General features: G+C 36.2%; 15 protein-coding genes. 2 read left to right on the forward strand and 13 right to left on the reverse strand.

Going from position 1 to position 20,837, the window contains the following annotated elements:
- Window positions 1-114: 114 nt before the first annotated feature.
- The 12 genes from SJY23_RS10220 to SJY23_RS10275 form a co-directional block, all read right to left on the reverse strand.
- Window positions 115-723: a hypothetical protein gene (locus tag SJY23_RS10220; RefSeq protein WP_396596259.1), complete on the reverse strand. Its 609-nt coding sequence runs from the start codon at window positions 721-723 to the stop codon at window positions 115-117.
- 695 nt (window positions 724-1,418) lie between these two features.
- The gene (locus SJY23_RS10225) at window positions 1,419-1,706 is read right to left on the reverse strand and encodes a type II toxin-antitoxin system RelE/ParE family toxin (RefSeq protein ID WP_396596260.1); all 288 of its coding nucleotides are present in this window, start codon (window positions 1,704-1,706) and stop codon (window positions 1,419-1,421) included.
- Entirely contained in the window at window positions 1,699-1,938 is a 240-nt protein-coding gene (locus tag SJY23_RS10230; protein WP_396596261.1) for a type II toxin-antitoxin system ParD family antitoxin, read from the reverse strand. Before SJY23_RS10230 ends, SJY23_RS10225 begins: the two co-directional genes overlap by 8 nt.
- Before the next feature lie 625 nt (window positions 1,939-2,563).
- Window positions 2,564-3,400, reverse strand: coding sequence for a hypothetical protein (locus SJY23_RS10235; protein ID WP_396596262.1), 837 nt, complete (start codon window positions 3,398-3,400; stop codon window positions 2,564-2,566).
- A gap of 229 nt (window positions 3,401-3,629) precedes the next feature.
- Window positions 3,630-4,223, reverse strand: coding sequence for a phosphopantetheine-binding protein (locus tag SJY23_RS10240; protein ID WP_396596263.1), 594 nt, complete (start codon window positions 4,221-4,223; stop codon window positions 3,630-3,632).
- A 723-nt stretch (window positions 4,224-4,946) separates the two neighbouring features.
- Complete coding sequence (locus SJY23_RS10245) at window positions 4,947-5,591, reverse strand: hypothetical protein (RefSeq protein ID WP_396596264.1); 645 nt, start codon at window positions 5,589-5,591, stop codon at window positions 4,947-4,949.
- A gap of 770 nt (window positions 5,592-6,361) precedes the next feature.
- Window positions 6,362-7,363, reverse strand: a complete 1,002-nt coding sequence (locus SJY23_RS10250; RefSeq protein WP_396596265.1) for a hypothetical protein — start codon at window positions 7,361-7,363, stop codon at window positions 6,362-6,364.
- 756 nt (window positions 7,364-8,119) lie between these two features.
- Entirely contained in the window at window positions 8,120-9,055 is a 936-nt protein-coding gene (locus SJY23_RS10255; protein WP_396596266.1) for an alpha/beta hydrolase, read from the reverse strand.
- 753 nt (window positions 9,056-9,808) lie between these two features.
- On the reverse strand, window positions 9,809-10,522 hold the full coding sequence (locus tag SJY23_RS10260) for a hypothetical protein (RefSeq protein WP_396596267.1): 714 nt from the start codon (window positions 10,520-10,522) through the stop codon (window positions 9,809-9,811).
- Between the two features lie 578 nt (window positions 10,523-11,100).
- Window positions 11,101-12,753: a serine hydrolase domain-containing protein gene (locus SJY23_RS10265; protein WP_396596268.1), complete on the reverse strand. Its 1,653-nt coding sequence runs from the start codon at window positions 12,751-12,753 to the stop codon at window positions 11,101-11,103.
- A 690-nt stretch (window positions 12,754-13,443) separates the two neighbouring features.
- The gene (locus SJY23_RS10270; RefSeq protein ID WP_396596269.1) at window positions 13,444-13,824 is read right to left on the reverse strand and encodes a hypothetical protein; all 381 of its coding nucleotides are present in this window, start codon (window positions 13,822-13,824) and stop codon (window positions 13,444-13,446) included.
- 7 nt (window positions 13,825-13,831) lie between these two features.
- Window positions 13,832-15,031 carry an alanine dehydrogenase gene (locus tag SJY23_RS10275; RefSeq protein WP_035333957.1) on the reverse strand — a complete coding sequence of 400 codons (1,200 nt, stop codon included), beginning with the start codon at window positions 15,029-15,031 and terminating at the stop codon, window positions 13,832-13,834.
- Between the two features lie 679 nt (window positions 15,032-15,710).
- Here SJY23_RS10275 and SJY23_RS10280 point away from each other — a divergent pair.
- Together SJY23_RS10280 and SJY23_RS10285 are read left to right on the forward strand one after the other, a co-directional pair.
- The gene (locus SJY23_RS10280; protein ID WP_035333956.1) at window positions 15,711-17,075 is read left to right on the forward strand and encodes a pyridoxal-phosphate dependent enzyme; all 1,365 of its coding nucleotides are present in this window, start codon (window positions 15,711-15,713) and stop codon (window positions 17,073-17,075) included.
- Window positions 17,076-17,216: 141 nt separating this feature from the next.
- Complete coding sequence (locus tag SJY23_RS10285) at window positions 17,217-18,491, forward strand: DUF2851 family protein (RefSeq protein ID WP_396596270.1); 1,275 nt, start codon at window positions 17,217-17,219, stop codon at window positions 18,489-18,491.
- Window positions 18,492-18,765: 274 nt separating this feature from the next.
- Here the strand turns inward: SJY23_RS10285 and SJY23_RS10290 are convergent, their stop codons facing one another.
- Window positions 18,766-20,358 carry a peptide chain release factor 3 gene (locus SJY23_RS10290; RefSeq protein WP_396596271.1) on the reverse strand — a complete coding sequence of 531 codons (1,593 nt, stop codon included), beginning with the start codon at window positions 20,356-20,358 and terminating at the stop codon, window positions 18,766-18,768.
- Between the last annotated feature and the right edge of the window lie 479 nt (window positions 20,359-20,837).

A 20,837-nucleotide genomic window follows, 5' to 3' on the forward strand; every position in this document is an offset into this window, starting at 1 on the left:
ATCTTTTTTATTGAAAGTCGTCAAATTTAAAAATTTGGCGACTTTCCAAATATGCCTTAACTTCGTTTAAGCAACTGATTAGCTATGAGCTATATACCTTGTTGTAGCACGTTTTTATTGGAAAGTTGAGTTCTTCCACACATTTATTAATTCATTCTTTTCTTTATCATTTATATAATTTAAGTTCACTCCGAAATCAAGTCCATTGATATATCTGCAATATAAATCTTGATAAAGCATAATTTCACCTTTTGGTCCATAAACTGTTATTTTGAACAAATCAAATTCCAAATTGTCAATTATTTCTTTGGAAGAAGTCGTATCTACTTTAATTCCGTTCTCTGCATAAGTATTGTAAAGTATTTCCTTAACAATTTCTTTTTGCTCTTCATATTCTCCATCATATTCAAGTATAAATTTTTCCGAGGTTGCTGCAAAAATATGTCGTCTATCTTTTTGAAAGCTTATAAGTTGTTTTAGACCGCTTGCATCGTAGTCAATTCCGTTCGCCTCATTTATCGCTTTTAGTCCTTTATCTTCTCTTTGTTGTGATTCTCCTCGTTGAGTAACATTCCAACCTTTTGGTATCTCGATTGTCCAACCAATTTCATTGCTATGATATTTATTTTCATTAACCGTTCCTTCATCGACTTGTTTATTTGGGTCAGTTTTACAAGAAACAAATAGGATTAATGTCAAAATTGTAAAAATGTTTATTCTCATATTCTGGGTTTTCTTAAATGTACTACAACAGGCCACTGCATAAAGCGAGTGCGGCATACTTCGACAGGCTCAGTACAAGCTTTGTTGGTTTGCTTTAATTTGCGGTCTTGTTTGTTTGATCTAAATATACAATGAATTTTGGAGTTGTGCGCCGCGCGTACAGCTTTCAAAAATGTCGTATTCGCGTTATGTAATAGTTGTGGCTGGTTGCAACCACGTCTCGAGCTTTCTATAATTTAGATGCAAGCCCTAGGCATTTTTGAGTAGTGGCCTGTGGACGGCTGATTGGTAGGGTGGGAGCTTTAAAATCCTAGCGGATTTGCTCTAACTCGATCTATACCCAACCCTTCGATATTTCAACGCCTTTTGAAGTGTTCTGATTTTGAAGCGGAGCCATACGATTGCGGGAATTTCCAAGTATGCTATTGCCTTGTATGTGGCTTATCTTGAGATGAAAAACATGTCCTTTGGCAATCAGCCGTCCACCGTTGAGCTATGAACAGTACGGGAGCAAACTAGCGTTTACTTTCCGCCACGCACATAGCAAAATCTTTTGTTTTGTTTTTTCTTTTTCTTGTTTAAAGCAAAATCCTAAAGATTTTGCCAACTTTATAAAAATACACAAACCATTCGTTTAAGCCCGAAGCCCGCATTGTTTATAGGTTTTGTTGGCAACAGTATTTTTTGCGAATAGTTTATAGTATATTTTTCAAGTCCTGTTTTCCAACAATCGCCATTATTTCAGCACTATCATCATTTATTCGATAGTAAATACTGTCCGACCCACAAACACATCTTCGATATCCGCTTTTTATGAAATCTACCGATTCAAACGAATAAGGTCTTTGAGCAATTATGTCAAAATATTTAAAAAATGAATCAAAATATTTGTCGGCTTGACTCATCCCGAACTTTTTAACTCCGTAATGATGAATTCTTATAAGGTCTTCTTTTGCGGAATTGCTTAATCTATATTTAGCCATTAAGAGTGGCTTTAGACTGCTTTAGTATTTCGGATTTGGTATCACTTGTAAACCCACTATTTTCTGCTTTATCTAGCTTAGATTTAATCCAATCAATTTGGACTTGCTGGCATCTTGCTTGTCTAATTAAATCATTCACAAGCTCGCTTTTACTTGAGTATTCCTGATTGTCTACTTGTGTCTTTAACCACTCGTCATTGGGTTGCGTGAAAGATATACTTTGTCTAGCCATAAGAAATATGTTTTGATGCTAATTTACACCAAAATCGAACCAAAATCAAATTTTTGTAATATTGTTGTACAACAGGCCACTGCATAAAGCGAGTGCGGCATTTTGCTGATTTGCTTTGATTTGTGGTCTTGTTTGTTTGATCTAAATATACAATGAATTTTGGAGTTGTGCGCCGCGCGTAGAGCTTTCAAAAATGTCTCATTTGCTTTATGCTGTAGTTGTGGCTGGTTGCAACAACGTTTGAGCTTTCTATAATTGAGATGTATGCCCTAGGCATTTTTGAGTAGTGGCCTGTGGACGGCTGATTGGTAGGGTGGGAGCTTTAAAATCTTAGCGGATTTGCTCTAACTTGATCTATACCCAACTCTTCGATATTTCAACGACTTTTGAATTGTTCTGATTTTGAAGCGGAGCCATACGATGGCGGGAATTTACAAGTATGCTACTGCCTTGGATGTGGCTTATCTTGAGATGAAAAACATGTCCTTTGGCAATCAGCCGTCCACGGTTTTGTGTATGATTTCGTTGCGTGTTTAAGCACTAAAGTTAGCAAATAAATCACAGATAGAAAGTCCGCGAGGACTTTCGTAAGTAGGCTATAACTAGCAATGAATTATACACGGTGTTAGCGGTAGTTTTTATTGTTTCGTATTCTATATGTTCGGATTATATTTTCTAATTGTTGTTGAGTAATATTTAATTGGTCAATTTCGACTTTTTCAAATATTTCTTCGTCATACCAATAAGTCAGATAGGATTTTGCGGATTTTCCATATCCTTCCTGAATAACTTGCTCATCTTCGATATTCGACCAATTTTTAAATTCAGTTGTTATTGTTTCTATTCCTTTATTATCGATAATTATTTGAGGTTTATTGTTAAGGAATTTTCGCAATTCTTTTATAGAACTATAAATTCCAATTAAACCCATTATTCCTCCCAATATGTAACTTTTATTCGTTCCTTTTATAATAAAATATATTCCAAGACCAATTATTAAAATTGAAATAATTAATTCAAACAATCCTAACGATTTAGAATACTTAATTATAGTTCTTGGTGGAAGAGAATAATCTTCTCTATAAATATCTTCTTTATCGAATTTTTTTTCAAGTTTCTTTAGTTCTTCTTTGTCTTCAAGAGTCCTAATTTCAGTTTTCTCAAATATATTTCCGTCATTCCAAATCAGTTTTTCTTGAATCGCTCTTTTCTTTAATTCGTGAACGTTTCTAACATTTTTAAATGCCCAAATTCGCCATTTTGTAATCATAAAACTCCAAACTGACCAAGCAATAACAAAACCTAAAATAAATCCAATTCCAATTCCCCATTTAGGAATTAAATTTTGATTTGATAAATAAAGAGATATTGCAGGAATTCCTATAATACATATAAAGACAGGAATATTCACGATTAAGTGTCCTCTAATTATTGCTTTATTAACTGAAATTTCTTGTCTCATTTAGTTCGTCGGTCAAATTACCGCTAACGTCTTGGCTATGAACAGTACGGGAGTAAATTAGCGTTTGCTTTCCGCCACGCACATAGCGCAATCTTTTGGTTTTGTTTTTTCTTTTTTTGTGTCAAAGCGAAATCCCAAAGATTTCGCAACCTCATAAATATAGACAGACTTTGGCGTTTAAGTCCTAAACCCGTATTGTTTATAGGTTTTGTTGTAAAACGTCTTTTCCTCAGTCTATTCCTAAATCGTTTGTAATAGAGTGTTTTAATTGAATTTCGCTTATCGGAATTCCCATATTTTCACTTATTATTCCCGATACGATTCTTTCGATTTCATATTTGTCAGTAATACTTTCAATATCAATTACTGTGTCAAAATTCAACGATATAGTCCAATCGATTAATTGTTTAATTGTTCCCTTGGATATTGGTAAAGTCCGTTTTATGGTTTTAATTCCCATAAATTTGACGTGAGAATCTAAATTCGGATTAAAATCAAGAGCAACTAATTCAGGTAATTTTAGTCCGGTTCCAGTTTCTAATTTTTCCCAATTCATTTTCAATTCCGATTGAGTAAACAATTCTGAAATTTTAGTATCAGGTTTTAGTGCTATTTTTTCAAAACCTAATTTTTCAAATGCTTTTCGAAAACGATAAAAAATAATCTGCGTTAAACATTTTTCAGTTGGATTAATTGAAATTCGTTTATAAACGGAATCAGCGAAGTCTTGAACTGTATAAATTTGTTCACATTCAGCGTCAGGAATCCTAATTCCAAACTTATTCTCTACAGACATTACTAATTCTACTGAATCTAATCCCATTCTTGGATTTCGTTAAATGTTGTACAACAGGCCACTGCATAAAGCGAGTTGGGCTCCCGATAGCTATCGGGATTGCTGGTTTGCTTTAATTTGCGGTCTTGTTTGTTTGATCTAAATATACAATGAATTTTGGAGTTGTGCGCCGCGCGTAGAGCTTTCAAACTTGCCTCCGACGAGCGCAGCGAGAGGAAGGCACAACATTCGCTTTATGCTGTAGTTCTTGCATCCGACGAGGGAGGTACGAGCGAGAGGAATGCACAGGCGCAACCACGTCTCGAGCTTTCTATAATTTAGATGCAAGCCCTAGGCATTTTTGAGTAGTGGTCTGTGGACGGCTGATTGGTAGGGTGGGAGCTTTAAAATCTTAGCGGATTTGCTCTAACTTGATCTATACCCAACTCTTCGATATTTCAACGACTTTAGATGTATTCTGATTTTGAAGTGGAGCCATACGACGGCGGGAATTTGCAAGTATGCTACTGCCTTGGATGTGGCTTATCTTGAGATGAAAAACATGTCCTTTGGCAATCAGCCGTCCACGGTTTAGCTATGAACAGTACGGGGGCAAACAAGCGTTTGCTTTCCGCCACGCACATAGCGAAATCTTTTTGTTTTGTTTTTTCTTTTTTTTGTCCAAAGCAAAATCCCAAAGATTTTGCGGTCTTCATAAAAATACGTAAACCCTGCGATTAAGCTCGAAACCAGTATTGTTTATAGGTTTTGTTATCTGCTGGCTTTTTCCGTTCTGTTTAGTTCAGCTAATAATTCCACCGCACGTTCTTTAACTTCGTTAGAGGAATGTGAACAGCAAAATCCTTCTTGAATTTTCCAACTACGATATTTATACGTTTTATTATTTAGTTCCAATTGATAGTCGCCAATTCCGACTAAATGTTTCTCCGTTTGCTCAGAACCCAATAAAATTCCTGGACTAAATTTCATTTCCGTTTCAGGTAGGTTAGTATTAAAATCAGATGACGTTAGCAAAATTCCATTTTCAGGTATTTCGATAGTTTTAGTCCAAGTATATGGATTTATGGAAAGTCCTTTTTCATTTTCAACTCCATAAACTATTGAAACATAGTCTTGGTCAAAGTCATCAGAGATTTCCAAGATTTGAGTTCTTTCTCCGTAAAAATATATAAATCCAACTACGTTGATAATTGCGAGTTGTACTAAAAATATTTTTCCTAAACCTATTTTGGCTTTTTTTAGTAAAAGGTCTATTAAGAATGTTACAATTGCCAAAATCCCGATGTAGATAGTTGCAAATGTTCCCCAACCAGTTTCGTCCATAAATAGCAAATAGACGCAGAATAATATTGCTGCAATTGCGATTATAAAAAATGGTGTGAAAAGTCGTTTCATTCTGTTTTTTGAGCTTGCAGATAACAGGCCACTGCATAAAGCGAGTGCGGCATTTTGCTGATTTGCTTTAATTTGCGGTCTTGTTTATTTGATCTAAATATACAATGAATTTTGGAGTTGTGCGCCGCGCGTAGAGCTTTCAAACTTGCCTCCGACGAGCGCAGCGAGAGGAAGGCATAATATTCGCTTTATGCTGTAGTTCTTGCATCCGACGAGGGAGGTACGAGCGAGAGGAATGCACAGGCGCAACCACGTCTCGAGCTTTCTATAATTTAGATGCAAGCCCTAGGCATTTTTGAGTCCTGCCTCCGACGAGCATAGCGAGAGGAAGGCATCAAAGAACCGCTTAGTCATGCCATAACCGATAATCAATAGAGAGATACAAGAGCTTTAAAATCCTAGCGGATTTACTCGCACTCGATCTACACCCAACTCTTCGATATTTCAACGACTTTTGAGATGTTCTGATTTTGAGGAGGAGCCATACGACTGCGGTAATTTGCAAGTATGCTACTGCCTTGGATATGGCTTATCTTGAGATGAAAAACATGTCCTTTTGCAATCAGCCGTCCACGGTCGAGTATATGAAAAGTAGCGCTGAAAAAGTGCGCTATCGATTCGGTTAAACTCAAGCCGAATTTTTAAATTTTTCTATTTATCTTTCTTTTCCCAAATAGCCAAATTTAAAAATTTGGCGACCTCGAAAAAATGCCCGAACCTTTGTGTTTGCAACTGCTCGCGCTATTTTTTATATACATTGTTACCACACGTTATTTCTTCAGCTCGATGGTCTTTAAAATAGATAATTTCTCATTTCCCTTAATTGCATAAAAGAAAGACGATAATTCTGATTGTTTTCCGCAAATAAATAGCAAACAAGTCTTTTCGATAGTTGCAATTTGAACTATATATTCTGACATATTTACTCCACGGACGGAAATATTATTTAAATAATCTACGTGGTCGAAATTCGATTCTAAAATACTCATTTCAATCATAAAATTCTTTAATTGAGTATCGAATCCTTTTGTGCCAATATGATATTTAGTTTGGCGAGTCTTGTCTGGAAATTTAGCAATAATTTGATTATTGACTTTGCCCGCAAAATCAGATATTTTGTTTAATGATTCTATTAAGTAATCGTGTTCAAGATGTATTTGTTCCGCAACACGAAAACCAAATTGTGGAAATTTTCGCACATATTCATTATCAGTGACACCATTTCGATGAACAAACAGATGTCGTCTAATATGTATTTCTTCGATTTCTTTAAAGCTGACACCTAAGTTCTTTAAATCTATATCAAACATCTTCTTATAATACTTCTCTATTTGTGTAAGACCACCACTCGTTAAATTTCTAAAATCTTTACTTATTATATCTTTTTGTAGCTTTTGGATTGAGCTTAAATTTAGAAGATAATTTTTTTGGAATGTCGCTGGTTCGTCTTTTTTAAATGGTGAAATATCTCTTTCAAAAATTTCCAAAATTACATCTGTCAAATAAACTTCAAGAGCTGTAATTGTAGAAATCAATATAAGTTGTCGCAACTTAAATGGATAAAGAGATTCCAATCTTTGGTATAAAGAAGTAGGGCTATGTTCGATTGAACCTATCGATGTCAGTAGCGTAGGGTTGATTTTTTTGTTTGATTTAAGTAATTTTTTTAGCCTTTGTCTCTCAGAAATATATAAATGATAAGTTATATCATATAGTTGTTTTGAATCTTTTAAATTATTCTTGAATTTGTTATAAGATTCATATCCTTGCATATATTACGATTGTTTTTTTCTAATGTGTGGTAACAGGCCACTGCATAAAGCGAGTGCAGCTCCCGATAGCTATCGGGATTGCTGATTTGCTTTAATTTGCGGTCTTGTTTGTTTGGACTAAATATACAATGAATTTTGGAGTTGTGCGCCGCGCGTAGAGCTTTCAAACTTGCCTCTCTCATCATCGACGAAGGAGCTTGATGCAAGATGAGATTCACAATAAGGCACAACATTCGCTTTATGCTGTAGTTCTTGCATCCGACGAGTGAGGTACGAGCGAGAGGAATGCACAGGTTGTAACCACGTCTCGAGTTTTCTGTGCTTTAGATGTATTCTTTAGACATTTTTTAGCCTTGCTTCCGACGAGCATAGCGAGAGGAAGGCATCAAAGAACGGCATAGTAATGCCATAACCGATAATCAATAGAAATACACAAAGAGCTTTAAAATCCTTGCTCATTTACGCTAACTCGATCTATACCTAACTCTTCGATATTTCAACGACTTTTGAGGTGTTCTGATTTTGAAGCGGAGCCATACGACGGCGGTAATTTGCAAGTATGCTACTGCCTTGGATATGGCTTATCTTGAGATGAAAAACATGTCCTTTGGCAATCAGCCGTCCACGTTGATGTGTATGGTTAGTTGCGTGGTTAAACAACTAAGTTAGCAAACTAATCACAAATAGAAAATTCCAGCGGAATTTTCGTAAGTAGGCTAGAACCAAGCGATTAATTATACACGTTGTTGCCCACAGTTATTTGTTCAATGTCCAGTTTATTATTTCCTTTAATGCACTTGTATCCATTTGGTAAAGAGATGTTCCTGCATCGGCATTTTTTTCGGTTAGCCAATGATTAAGTCCATCCATTATTTTTATTTGGATGTTCGTGTTGCTGAAAGATTTTAGTATTTCAGTTTCAGATTTTGGATTTACAAACTTGTCATTCCCTCCAATAATATATAAGACAGGAATGTTTATATTTTTATAAGTTTCTTCGTGATTTTGTTTTACATGGTCGATATGTGATGGACTAATAAATTTATAAAAGTCTTTTTTAAATCCATTTTCCTTTGCAATTTTCTTTGCTTTAACTCTTATTGTTTTAAAGTCATCATTACTAACTATTATCGGATAAATTAGGTTTAATAATTCCACAACTTGATCTTGGGTTTTTCCTTTAATTTGATAAAATTCACTAATATTATTTATTGTTTGATATTTGAAAAACACACCATATTTCTCAACAGGCGCACCCATTTGAATAAGAAAATCAATATTTTGATTATTTTTGTATGCTCCAATTGAGGCGATTCCGCCCAAACTATGACCTAAAACACCAATTTTATGAGATTTAGTGAAATCAAATTTTCTTAATTCCCAGAGTGCAAATGTCAAGTCGTCCGTTAATGAAGTTGCGGAAGTATTAAATTGACCTTCGGATTTTCCAATTCCACGTTCGTCAAATCGGTAAACTGCGATTCCATTTTTTAAAAATTCTTCTGCTAAAATAAAATGGGCATATCTTGTATCTCGTCCACTTCCAGGAACTATAATTACTATTTTATCATAATTAGTTTTAGGTGTTAATAAAGTTCCAGAAAGTTTGATATTTTCTTCTGTATTTTGGAAATCTAATTCTTGAAAGTTATAATTTTCTTTATTGTTTATTTCCTGCTCATAGTCAAACATATTTTGAGAATATCCATTGAGAAACATTGTCAAAAAAGTCAGAAATATGATATATATTCGGATTTTTCTCATAATTGTGGGCAACAGGCCACTGCATAAAGCGAGTGCGGCATTTTGCTGATTTGCTTTAGTTTGCGGTCTGGTTTGTTTGGACTAAATATACAATGACTTATGGAGTTGTGCGCCGCGCGTAGAGCTTTCAAAAATGTCTCATTCGCTTTATGCTGTAGTTCTTGCATCCGACGAGTGAGGAACGAGCGAGAGGAATGCACAGGTTGCAACCACGTCTCGAGCTTTCTATGCTTTAGATGAACGCCCTAGACGTTTTTGAGCAGTGGCCTGTGGACGGCTGATTGGTAGGGTGGGAGCTTTAAAATCTTAGCAGATTTGCTCTATAATCTATCTGTGCTAGGTTCTTGATTATAGCCCTTACAATCGCTCTTAAACCGATTTTGAAGCGTAGCCATACGATTGCGGTAATAACCAAGTATGCAACTGTCTTTTGTGAAGCTTATTTTGTCGTGAACTGCGAGCCCTTGGGCAATCAGCCGCCACGTCTCTGTATATGGCTCGTAGCGTGCAAATTATAAAATTATTTTAGGATGAAGCACGAGCCGAATTTTTTAATTTTTCTTATTATTTTTTTTCTCAATAAGCCAAATTAATAAATTTGGCGGACTAGCAAATATGTCTTAACTTCATTCAAGCAAGTAACTAGCTGTGAGGTGTATACGTTGTTGTGGCACGTTATTTCTACAGTATTAGTTTCGGCCCGATTATATTCATCCACAAAATAAACCCGATTATTCCACCTGTAAATCCGCTTAATATAAATGTCAATCTAATTTTATTCGGAATGATTTTAAAGATAACAAATAGCGATATTAGTAATCCAAGTAATCCCAATAAAATTGGAAAAGTGCCTGACCATAATTCAAATCCTTGAGAGATATTTTTTTCGTCGCCACCAAACCAAGTTCTATTTGGCGATAAAATTTCCCGACCGAATGACATAAAAAGATTAAAAACTTCTCTTAACCAAAACAAAGACAAGAAAACAGCTAACCAATCAATTATTTTCAATCCATTTTGCTGGATTTGTTTTTTGCGCCGAAGTAATATTATCAAGCCTATAATTCCCGTAAGTATTGTTTGTAAAGGACCTCCAATCGTTATTAGAAGTCTGTTTGATTTTAATTTTTCAATGCCAGTTTCGTATTCAGTCCGCTTTTCAAAATCAAGATTATTTGTAATTTCATTTTCGTACTGATTATAAATTTGTATTAAATTATCATTTAATTCGCCACTATCATAGTTCATACTTCCGTAATGCAGAGTGGTTTCATAACCTAAACTTTTGGCTACAATTATATGTCCGTATTCGTGGCTGACTGTTCCGATTGCAGTAAACAGAATGAAAGCAAGCGAGAAAATTAGAAGATTTTTAATGTCTATTCGGATGTTCATTTTAATGTGCCACAACAGGCCACTGCATAAAGCGAGTGCGGCATTTTGCTGATTTGCTTTAATTTATGGTCTTGTTTGTTTGATCTAAATATACAATGAATTTTGGAGTTGTGCGCCGCGCGTAGAGCTTTCAAAAATGTCGTATTCGCTTTATGTAATAGTTGTGGCTGGTTGCAACTACGTGTGAGCTTTCTATAATTGAGATGTATGCCCTAGGCATTTTTGAGTAGTGGCCTGTGGACGGCTGATTGGTAGGGTGGAAGCTTTAAAATCCTAGCGGATTTACTCGCACTCGATCTACACCCAACTCTTCGATATTTCAACGACTTTTGAGATGTTCTGATTTTGAAGAGGAGCCATACGACGGCGGGAATTTTCAAGTATGCTACTGCCTTGGATGTGGCTTATCTTGAGATGAAAAACATGTCCTTTGGCAATCAGCCGTCCACGGTCTAGTGTATGATTTCGTTGCGTGTTTCAGCAACTAATTTAGCAAATAAATCACAGATAGAAAGTCCGTGAGGGCTTTCGTAAGTAGGCTATAACTAGCAATGAATTATACACGGTGATAGCACCAGTTATTTTTTAAACTTCAAATTTTTAACTCTTCCTGAATCTAATTCGAAACCTAAAATTAATCCATTCTTTCGTTGAAATCGTACTAATCCTAGTTCCGTTGAAAATTGGTCTAAGTCACTAATTGTGCATTCACTAATTGATTGTGTATTTTCAATTTTAACAATTAAAATTTCGTTTTCTATTTCAAAACTATAATTCACATCTAGTTCTTTACTATAATAACTTCCTGTGTAATCTTTTAGGTCGATTCCTGAAGTATCAATTTCTTTTTTTCTTGCTGCGATTGTCTCACTATCATCTTGTAAAACTTTAAGTGTTTGTGTAAAACCATCTTTTAAATTAGAGAATGAAAAACTTATATTTTCATTTCCGGGTATTTGGAAAGTATTCCCACTTACTTTTAAAATGTTATAGGTTGATTTATTCCAAGTTTGAAGGACATTTAATGAATCATTTTTTATAGATAATTGAGCAACAACACCTGGTTGTATTTCATAATTACCAACAATTTGGCTTAGTTGAAATTCATCTTCTGTAACATCAATCTTTACTTTTTTATCTTTCTTAACAACCTTTTCAATTAGTTTATCTTTCAATAATACATCTGCTACTTGATTAGCCATTCTTGACGGATTGGCATCACCTCTGTTGGCAAATATTGCAATGGATAATTTTTGTTCCGGAAAGCGCAATAGTTCCGCTCTAAAACCAACAAAAGCTCCTCCGTGTCTAACACTTTTTAATCCTTTGTATTTACTTATCATTAAACCAGAGGCATAGTCAATAACTTCTCCATTATTTAATATACCTTGTTGCGTCATCACATTCCAAAACTCTCTACTTAAAACAGCTGACTCATAATATGCGTCATCCCATTTCTTTATATCATTTATTGTAGTAAAGATTCCACCATCACCAATCATATCTAATGTAGTCATACTGATTTTATAGTTCTCATTATTATCAGGAACATATCCAGACGCTCTGTTTTTTACTATTTGCGTATGGTCATTATGAAAATGTGTATTACTCATTTCAAGAGGTTCAAATATTTCTTTCACAGCAAATTCAGCCATATTCATTCCAGATACTTTTTTTACGATTTGACCAAGAAGCCAATATCCAGAATTACTATATAAATATTCTTCACCAGGTGCAAAGTTTAAATCAGTTTGATTTATTAGCCATTTCATAATATTGTCATCTGTATAATAATCATCATCTCCCAATCCTTTTAAGTAACTAATTTGCAAGTAATCTCTAATACCGCTCGTATGATTTAATAAATGTCTAATTGTTATCTTTTCTGCGTACTCAGGAAAATCAGGAAATAAGCTTTTCAAATTATCATCGAGACTTAGTTTGCCTTTTTCTGCAAGCAGAACAATAGATGCAGCCGTAAATTGTTTGGAAGTTGAACCTATTCTAAACACAGAAGTAGCAGAGTTTGGAATATCATATTCCATATTTGCCATTCCGTATCCCTTGGCATAAATTAGTTTTCCTTCTTTTATTATACCTAAGGCACATCCTGGAACATCTGTCTTATTCCATTCCGTAAAAATGCTATCTATCTCTTGACTTTCTTTAATTTGTCCAAACGAATAAACTGTAAAAGAAATAAGAAATAATAGTAGAAAATATTTTTTCATAGTTGTGTTTTTTTAATTGGTGCTAACAGGCCACTGCATAAAGCGAGTGCGGCATTTTGCTGATTTGCTTTGATTTGCGGTCTTGTTTGTTTGATCTAAATATACAATGAATTTTGGAGTTGTGCGCCGCGCGTAGAGCTTTCAAAAATGTCGTATTCGCGTTATGTAATAGTTGTGGCTGGTTGCAACTACGTGTGAGCTTTCTATAATTGAGATGTATGCCCTTGGCATTTTTGAGTAGTGGCCTGTGGACGGCTGATTGGTAGGGTGGGAGCTTTAAAATCCTAGCGGATTTACTCGCACTCGATCTATACCCAACTCTTCGATATTTCAACGACTTTATAGGTGTTCTGATTTTGAAGTGGAGCCATACGATGGCGGGAATTTGCAAGTATGCAACTGCCTTGGATGTGGCTTATCTTGAGATGAAAAACATGTCCTTTGGCAATCAGCCGTCCACGTTTATATAAACGCAAGTTATTACATATTAGTCATATATCATACCCATACCAGGTGTATAAACGAATGTTTTTACTTAATCCTAGCAATCTCGATTTTCAGCGTATAAACGCATGTTTTCAATTGTACACGTTTGCAAACGACTATTTGAATACTTGTTACAAGTCGCAAGAATCTATCAATAGACTTGGTATTATGATATCACATTTTTGCGAAAGCGTACTAAAGAGGCTAGTTGGTCATTTTGGTAAGGGACTTGATGCTCACTGCTTCTTTACAGTTATCTAGCTCCATCTTGAGATTGTTTCCTGCTTCGTCTTGTCCTATGATTACATAATGACCACATGGCTCGCGGCGAGGTACGCTCTCTCCAAAATCTACATCTCCTAGTTTTAATAAACGGTTTATAGTGACCGTATCTAGTTGCATGGCAGCCAGTGACTGTGTTGCTTCTGGGGTGAGATTATACGGTTTAATGCGCAAGTTTTTAAGCACACGCTCTTGTGGAAAGTAAGCACAGCTGGTTTTTTTACCGCTAAAAAAGAAAGCAAGTAAAACAAGCCCAATGGAAAAGCCACCGAGGTAATATCCTATACGTTTAAGAGTATGCATTGCTTAACTAGAAGATCAAAAGGTTGATGTCTCGGTAAGAAAGGTCAAACCAATCTGCTACCGATTTTTTGGTTAAAATACCGTGGTAAAAATACAATCCATTTTTTAATCCGCGGTCGTAGCGTAGCTTATTTTCTATACCGCCTTCCTCTGCAATGTCAAGTAGGTAAGGGGTAAAAATATTACTGAGAGACAGAGATGCTGTACGGGCAAATCTTGCAGGAATATTAGGCACGCAATAGTGGGTTATGCCGTGTTTCTTATAAGTAGGTTTATCATGCGTAGTAACTTCTGAGGTTTCAAAACAACCTCCCATATCGATACTTACATCTATAATGACGGCGCCATTTTTCATCCCTTCTACCATGCGCTCGCTCACTATGACCGGTGCGCGGTTTGCACCTCGCACAGCACCTATCACAACGTCACAACGTTTGAGGGCTTTTACAAGATTCTTAGGTTGTAGGGTAGAGGTGTATAATGGCCTGCCTACATTAGTCTGTATGCAGCGTAGCTTTGTGATTGAGTTATCAAAAATCTTCACATTTGCTCCTAGTCCGATAGCAGATCTGGCGGCAAACTCGCCTACGGTACCTGCTCCTATAATCACAATCTCTGCTGGTGGCACGCCGCTTATGTTACCTAGCAGCATACCGGTGCCTGTTTCTGGGCTAGACATAATCTCTGCCGCCATTTGTACGGCTGCGGTACCGGCAATTTCAGAAAGTGTGCGCACGGCAGGGTAGGTGCCGTCCTCATCTTTTATAAACTCAAAAGCGAGTGCAGTGATGCGCTTGCTAGCAAGTTTTTCAAAATATTGTTTCTTCTGGGTTTTGATTTGTAAGGCAGAGATGAGCACCGTTTGCGGGTTCATCATCTCTATTTCTTCTAGGGAAGGCGGTTCTACCTTAAGAATCATAGGGCAAGAAAACACTTTGGCAGTGTCTTGGGTGATTTCGGCTCCGTTTTCTGAGTAGTCCTTATCTGTGTAGCGAGCTCCTTTTCCAGCTTTAGACTCTACCATCACGCGATGTCCATTTGCAGTAAGCGCTCCCACAGCATCAGGGGTTAAGCATACCCTGCGTTCTTGAAAGTGTGTCTCACGCGGAATCCCAATAAAGAGCTCTCCTCGTTTCTTTTCGACCTCAAGACATTCCTCTTGAGGAAGCAACATTTCTCTAGTAAAAGGTGAGCTATTGGTTTCCATGTGTGTTTGTATGCGATTATCCAAAAGTAAGGAATAATTTAAAATATAGACTAGATATAAACCAAGACGCAGCTGTAGTGTGAATTGCAGTATTGAAGTAGTACAGCGTGGAATAATTATTAGTGAATTTGTTAACCCTACGCTATAGCTATGTGTCTAATAAAATTATTTTTTTAAAATTCAATTCATCATTTTAATTGGCCTAAGCAAGTTTTACGTGAAAAATGATGTGAGCTTAAGGTCAAGCAAATTAGCTACAGCTGAGTGTATGGTTTAAACTATAAGTTCATATCGATAAAGAAAATATTTATTTAATAAGATGATGCTTTTAATTTGTGCTTAAGCGAGGGAAATTTTTAGTAAAGTTTGATTAAGCCTAGCTTTTTCTTGTATCCGACGAGTGAGGTACGATTGAGAGGAATACACACGTTTTTTTGGCGATGAAAAAAATGAACAATTTTTATAAAATATGGTAGATTATAATTTCGTTGATTTAATGCGCTGTAGTTCTCTAATCTCCCATGTTTTAATAGTAGATAAATAATAATGCAGTTATGTTTCTCAAAGTAAATGGGAGACAGCTTTCGCGAAAGCGTAAAAAACCACATTGCCAATAATCTGTAAAGGCATTCTCGCATCTGTCTTGTAAAAAGTATCTTTGCACCCACAAAAGAAGATTATGAAATACGCTGAAAATATATTAGGAACGATAGGAGACACTCCTATGGTAAAAATGAACGCACTTGTAAAAGACCTTCCTTGTCTTGTGCTAGCAAAATATGAAACTTTTAATCCTGGAAACTCTGTAAAAGACCGTATGGCGTTACAGATGGTAGAAGATGCAGAGGCAGCAGGTGTTCTTAAACCTGGCGGGACTATTATAGAAGGTACTTCTGGTAATACGGGAATGGGTCTTGCCCTTGCTGCTATTATTAAAGGCTATAAAATGATCTGTGTAATATCAGACAAGCAGTCTAAAGAGAAGATGGATATCTTGCGTGCCGTAGGTAGTGAGGTGGTAGTGTGTCCTACTAATGTAGAGCCAGATGATCCAAGATCATACTACTCTACATCAAAAAGACTTGCCGAAGAAACACCAAATAGCTGGTACGTAAACCAGTATGATAATCCTTCTAACTGTAAGGCACACTTTAATAGTACAGGACCAGAAATCTGGGATCAAACAGATGGAAAGGTAACGCACTTTGTGGTAGGTGTAGGAACAGGAGGTACCATCTCTGGGGTAGGAAGCTATCTTAAAATGAAAAACCCAAATGTAAAAGTATGGGGAATTGATACGTATGGATCTGTATTTAAAAAATATAAGGAGACAGGTATTTTTGACGAAAATGAGATTTACCCATACATCACAGAGGGAATAGGGGAAGATATATTACCGCTTAATGTAAACTTCAGCATCATCGATGGATTTACAAAGGTAACAGATAAGGATGCTGCTGTATACACAAGACGCCTTGCCAAAGAGGAAGGGATGTTCTTAGGGAATTCGGCTGGATCTGCAATTAAGGGGTTGTTACAACTCAATGAGGAAGGAAAATTTGGTCCAGATGATGTTGTCGTAGTACTCTTCCACGATCATGGAAGCCGTTACGTAGGAAAGATGTTTAATGACGACTGGATGCGTGAGCGCGGTTTCTTAGACCAAGAATATAAGGTAGCAAGCGATTTGATCCAGAATCATATAGATAAACCACTTGTGACTGTAAAGACAGAGGAGCTTGTATCACACGCGATAGAGCGCATGCGTGATTATAAAATCTCACAAATCCCTGTAGAAGATGTGACAGGTATTGTAGGTTCTGTAGATGAGGGAGATCTTTTTAGAGCATATATGGAGAACAACGAGGTGGCAGACTTACCTATCAAAGATGTAATGGGAGCAGCATATCCTATTGTACAGAAAAATGCTACAGTAGCAGAAGTTTCAAAGCTTATCTCAAAAGAGAACAATGCAGTCTTAGTAGATCTGGGAGATGGGAAACATCATATCATTACAAAGCATGATATTATTAATGCGATGTAATTAAATAGCAATTTTTAGAAAAAAACGCGGGACATTGTCCCGCGTTTTTTTGTGCGCTATTGTGATGTTATTTTCATTTGTGAATTACGTATTTTGTTAGTAATCAGAAAGATGTATTTTAGCTTTGAGAAATAAGCTCCTATGCAAGAAGACTTTTTACATTACTTATGGAAATTTAAGAAGTACGCTTTCGCGAAAGCAGAAACAACCTCAGGCTTGCCCATTACATTAATCAACGTAGGACAACATAATCATCTAGCCGGGCCAGACTTTTTTAATACCACACTTGTAATAGGTGATCAAAAGTGGGCTGGAAACGTAGAAATACACTTAAAATCTTCAGATTGGTATGCGCATAATCATGAGGTAGATGCTGCTTATGACAATGTAATTTTACACGTAGTGTGGGAGCATGACGTAGAGATTTACAGAAAAGACAACACTGCCATCCCCACCTTAGTCCTCAAAAATCTAGTTGCCGAAGCTGCTTTGAGAAGCTACAAGGAGCTTTTTAATAACAAAGCACAACAATGGATTAATTGTGAGAACAGCATACGGGAAATTCCAGAGATGATACAAAGCAACTGGCTGGAACGTCTCTATTTTGAACGCTTAACGCGAAAAACGGAGCACATCACACCTATGCTTAACAAGGTAAATGGTGACTGGGAAGCGGCACTTTTTGTGTTGCTCATGCGCAGTTTTGGCACCAAAGTAAACGCAAACGCCTTTCAGTCCATCGCTGAAAAACTTGACTTTTCTACCATTCGTAAATGCGCTCAAGAACCCTTTAGACTAGAAGCATTATTATTAGGTATAGGCGGATTGTTACCAGAAAACACCATAGACTCATACCCGATGCAGTTACAAGGTGAGTTTGAGTTTGTTTCTCATAAATTTCAGATTGCGAGCGATGGAGTGCTACCCGTACAATTCTATAAGTTGAGGCCAGATAACTTTCCTACAATACGACTGTCACAAGTGGCGCAGCTCTACCATAAACACCTGAATTTGTTCCAAAAACTAATGTCTGCATCAACTATCGCTGAGTTATATGCTCTATTTGATATTAAGGCTTCTCAGTATTGGGATACACACTATTCTTTTGGGAAAGACCAGAAAAAACGTGCTAAGAAACTTTCGTCGTCATTTATAGATATCATCATCATAAATGCAATTATACCATTACGGTTTTCTTATAATCAATACCTAGGGAAAGATGAGAGTGAGGTGCTGCTGTCTATGATGCACGCTATCAAGCCAGAAAGTAACAGTATTATCAAGAAGTATAACACCTTAAGAGATCGCGCACAAAATGCTCAAGAAACCCAAGCCTTATTAGAATTAAAAGCTAACTACTGTGATCTCAATAAATGCCTGTCATGTGCTGTAGGTAATTATTTAATTAAGCATTAAAATTTAAATTTCGTTTAAGAAACCTAAAAAGGTGTGCTTATTAAAATGAACACACCTTTTTTAAAATAACTATACTCTGCTAGAGATTATAGGTATTCGTAATTTCTATAGAAAATTTAATTTCAATAAGTTTAACTAATTAATATCGGATTAAAATAAGCCTATTTTAAGCGACGATTAGATTTTTGTCTCACAACCAGTTGTCTTTTGCTGCAAAATGCTCTTAAGCGCCTTTAAATTGAATTTTGAGTAAAAAAATCTAGTTTTAAAATCCTTAGTCTTTAAATTCACTTACATAGTGCATTTTTACAGATGGATACTTCTGTTGTGTCATCTGTAATGTAAAAGGAGAATCTGCTAGAAATACGAGTTGGCCTCTTTTGTCTTTTGCCATAAAACGTTGTTTTACTCGTAAAAACTCTTTGAACTCTTCACTTTTTGGATCTTCTGGGTCAACCCAGCAAGCTTTTGATACACTTAAAGGTTCGTAGGTACACTTAGCCCCATATTCATGCTCTAGGCGGTATTGGATTACTTCATATTGTAATGCTCCCACAGTACCTATTACTTTACGACCGTTAAGCTCTAGCGTAAATAATTGTGCAACACCCTCATCCATAAGTTGGTCAATACCCTTAGCAAGCTGTTTAGACTTCATTGGGTCCGCATTATTGATATATCTAAAGTGCTCAGGAGAGAACGCAGGTATACCTTTATAATGAAGCTCCTCACCAGAAGTAAGTGTATCACCTATTTTAAAGTTACCAGTATCATGCAGTCCTACAATATCCCCTGGGTATGAGATGTCTACAATCTCCTTGCGCTCTGCAAAAAATGCATTAGGACTTGAGAATTTTAATTTTTTCTTGTTCCTAACGTGTAGATATGGCTTGTTGCGTTCAAAAACACCAGAAACTATTTTTATAAAAGCAAGTCTGTCTCTGTGCTTAGGATCCATGTTTGCGTGAATCTTAAATACAAAACCAGAGAAGTCTTTTTCGTCTGGGTGCACGAGACGTTCTTCACTCTTTTTTGGTCGTGGTGGTGGTGCGATTTTCACAAAACAATCAAGCAGTTCTCTTACTCCAAAGTTATTCAAAGCAGAACCAAAAAACACAGGTTGCTGTGTACCATCAAGATAATCCTGCTGATTAAAGTCTGGATAAACTCCTTGTACTAGCTCTATCTCTTCTCTAAGATTATCGGCAGCTTCGGGACCTACGAGCTTATCAAGTATTTCATCTTGTAGCTTTGAAACTTCGATTGTTTCTTCTATGTTTTTTCTGCTGTCTCCACTAAAGAGATTAACATTTTTCTCCCAAAGGTTGTAAATTCCCTTAAAGTCATATCCCATTCCAATAGGGAAGCTTAATGGAGTGACAGAGAGGTGTAATTTTTCTTCTATTTCATCTAGTAATTCAAAGGCGTCTTTACCCTCACGATCCAGTTTGTTTACAAAAACAATCATTGGGATGTTGCGCATTCTACATACCTCCACCAGTTTTTCTGTCTGTGGCTCTACACCTTTTGCAACATCCACTACCACGATAACACTATCTACAGCAGTTAGTGTTCTAAAAGTATCTTCGGCAAAATCCTTGTGACCAGGAGTATCAAGGATGTTTATTTTAATGCCATTATATTCAAAAGCAAGCACAGAAGTGGCTACAGAAATACCACGCTGGCGTTCAATTTCCATAAAGTCACTCGTAGCTCCTTTTTTAATTTTATTAGATTTTACAGCCCCAGCTTCTTGAATCGCTCCACCAAAGAGGAGTAGTTTTTCAGTAAGTGTTGTCTTTCCTGCATCTGGGTGAGATACAATTCCAAACGTTCGGCGACGGGCTATTTCTTTTTTAAAACTCATAGAATTCACTCAATATTTTAGAATGTAAAGATACTATATAGTGTTAAAGAAAGTGGGGTGTATTTTAAAGCTATTTAGATAGCTATTTTACTAATATTTAGGTTGGAATTGTACGCTTTCGCGAAAGCGGACTCTTTTTTGAAGCACTCAGTTATTTGGCTACTTTCGTTAAGACATTTTGTTTAAAATGTTATATATTGTGTAGTTTGTCGATGATAATAAGTAGCATAACTAATAGTTTGAAAACGTAATCAGCAGATGTAATAATCGCTTTATATTTGAGCACCCAACTAATTGATTTTACCTAATTTATCACATTTTGACAACGATGTGTGGATTAGTGGTTTTGATGTATTGGGTTTTTTTGTGTCTGATTTTTTTTGAAGATGCACCACCAGAGAATCAAAAATGAATGTTTTGAATTATTCACTTTAAAATGTAAGTAGCAATATGCTACTTCTTAGGTGAATATTTAATGC

Origin of the sequence: Dokdonia sp. R86516, assembly GCF_044596715.1 — a bacterium.
In the GTDB taxonomy this organism is placed as follows: Bacteria; Bacteroidota; Bacteroidia; order Flavobacteriales; family Flavobacteriaceae; genus Dokdonia.

What these genes read in the sequence shown, in the direction of transcription:
- SJY23_RS10220 (WP_396596259.1), bottom strand. Translation starts at nt 723, where the DNA reads ATGAGAATAAACATTTTTACAATTTTGACATTAATCCTATTTGTTTCT.
- SJY23_RS10225 (WP_396596260.1), bottom strand. Translation starts at nt 1,706, where the DNA reads ATGGCTAAATATAGATTAAGCAATTCCGCAAAAGAAGACCTTATAAGA.
- SJY23_RS10230 (WP_396596261.1), bottom strand. Translation starts at nt 1,938, where the DNA reads ATGGCTAGACAAAGTATATCTTTCACGCAACCCAATGACGAGTGGTTA.
- SJY23_RS10235 (WP_396596262.1), bottom strand. Translation starts at nt 3,400, where the DNA reads ATGAGACAAGAAATTTCAGTTAATAAAGCAATAATTAGAGGACACTTA.
- SJY23_RS10240 (WP_396596263.1), bottom strand. Translation starts at nt 4,223, where the DNA reads ATGGGATTAGATTCAGTAGAATTAGTAATGTCTGTAGAGAATAAGTTT.
- SJY23_RS10245 (WP_396596264.1), bottom strand. Translation starts at nt 5,591, where the DNA reads ATGAAACGACTTTTCACACCATTTTTTATAATCGCAATTGCAGCAATA.
- SJY23_RS10250 (WP_396596265.1), bottom strand. Translation starts at nt 7,363, where the DNA reads ATGCAAGGATATGAATCTTATAACAAATTCAAGAATAATTTAAAAGAT.
- SJY23_RS10255 (WP_396596266.1), bottom strand. Translation starts at nt 9,055, where the DNA reads ATGTTTGACTATGAGCAGGAAATAAACAATAAAGAAAATTATAACTTT.
- SJY23_RS10260 (WP_396596267.1), bottom strand. Translation starts at nt 10,522, where the DNA reads ATGAACATCCGAATAGACATTAAAAATCTTCTAATTTTCTCGCTTGCT.
- SJY23_RS10265 (WP_396596268.1), bottom strand. Translation starts at nt 12,753, where the DNA reads ATGAAAAAATATTTTCTACTATTATTTCTTATTTCTTTTACAGTTTAT.
- SJY23_RS10270 (WP_396596269.1), bottom strand. Translation starts at nt 13,824, where the DNA reads ATGCATACTCTTAAACGTATAGGATATTACCTCGGTGGCTTTTCCATT.
- SJY23_RS10275 (WP_035333957.1), bottom strand. Translation starts at nt 15,031, where the DNA reads ATGGAAACCAATAGCTCACCTTTTACTAGAGAAATGTTGCTTCCTCAA.
- SJY23_RS10280 (WP_035333956.1), top strand. Translation starts at nt 15,711, where the DNA reads ATGAAATACGCTGAAAATATATTAGGAACGATAGGAGACACTCCTATG.
- SJY23_RS10285 (WP_396596270.1), top strand. Translation starts at nt 17,217, where the DNA reads ATGCAAGAAGACTTTTTACATTACTTATGGAAATTTAAGAAGTACGCT.
- SJY23_RS10290 (WP_396596271.1), bottom strand. Translation starts at nt 20,358, where the DNA reads ATGAGTTTTAAAAAAGAAATAGCCCGTCGCCGAACGTTTGGAATTGTA.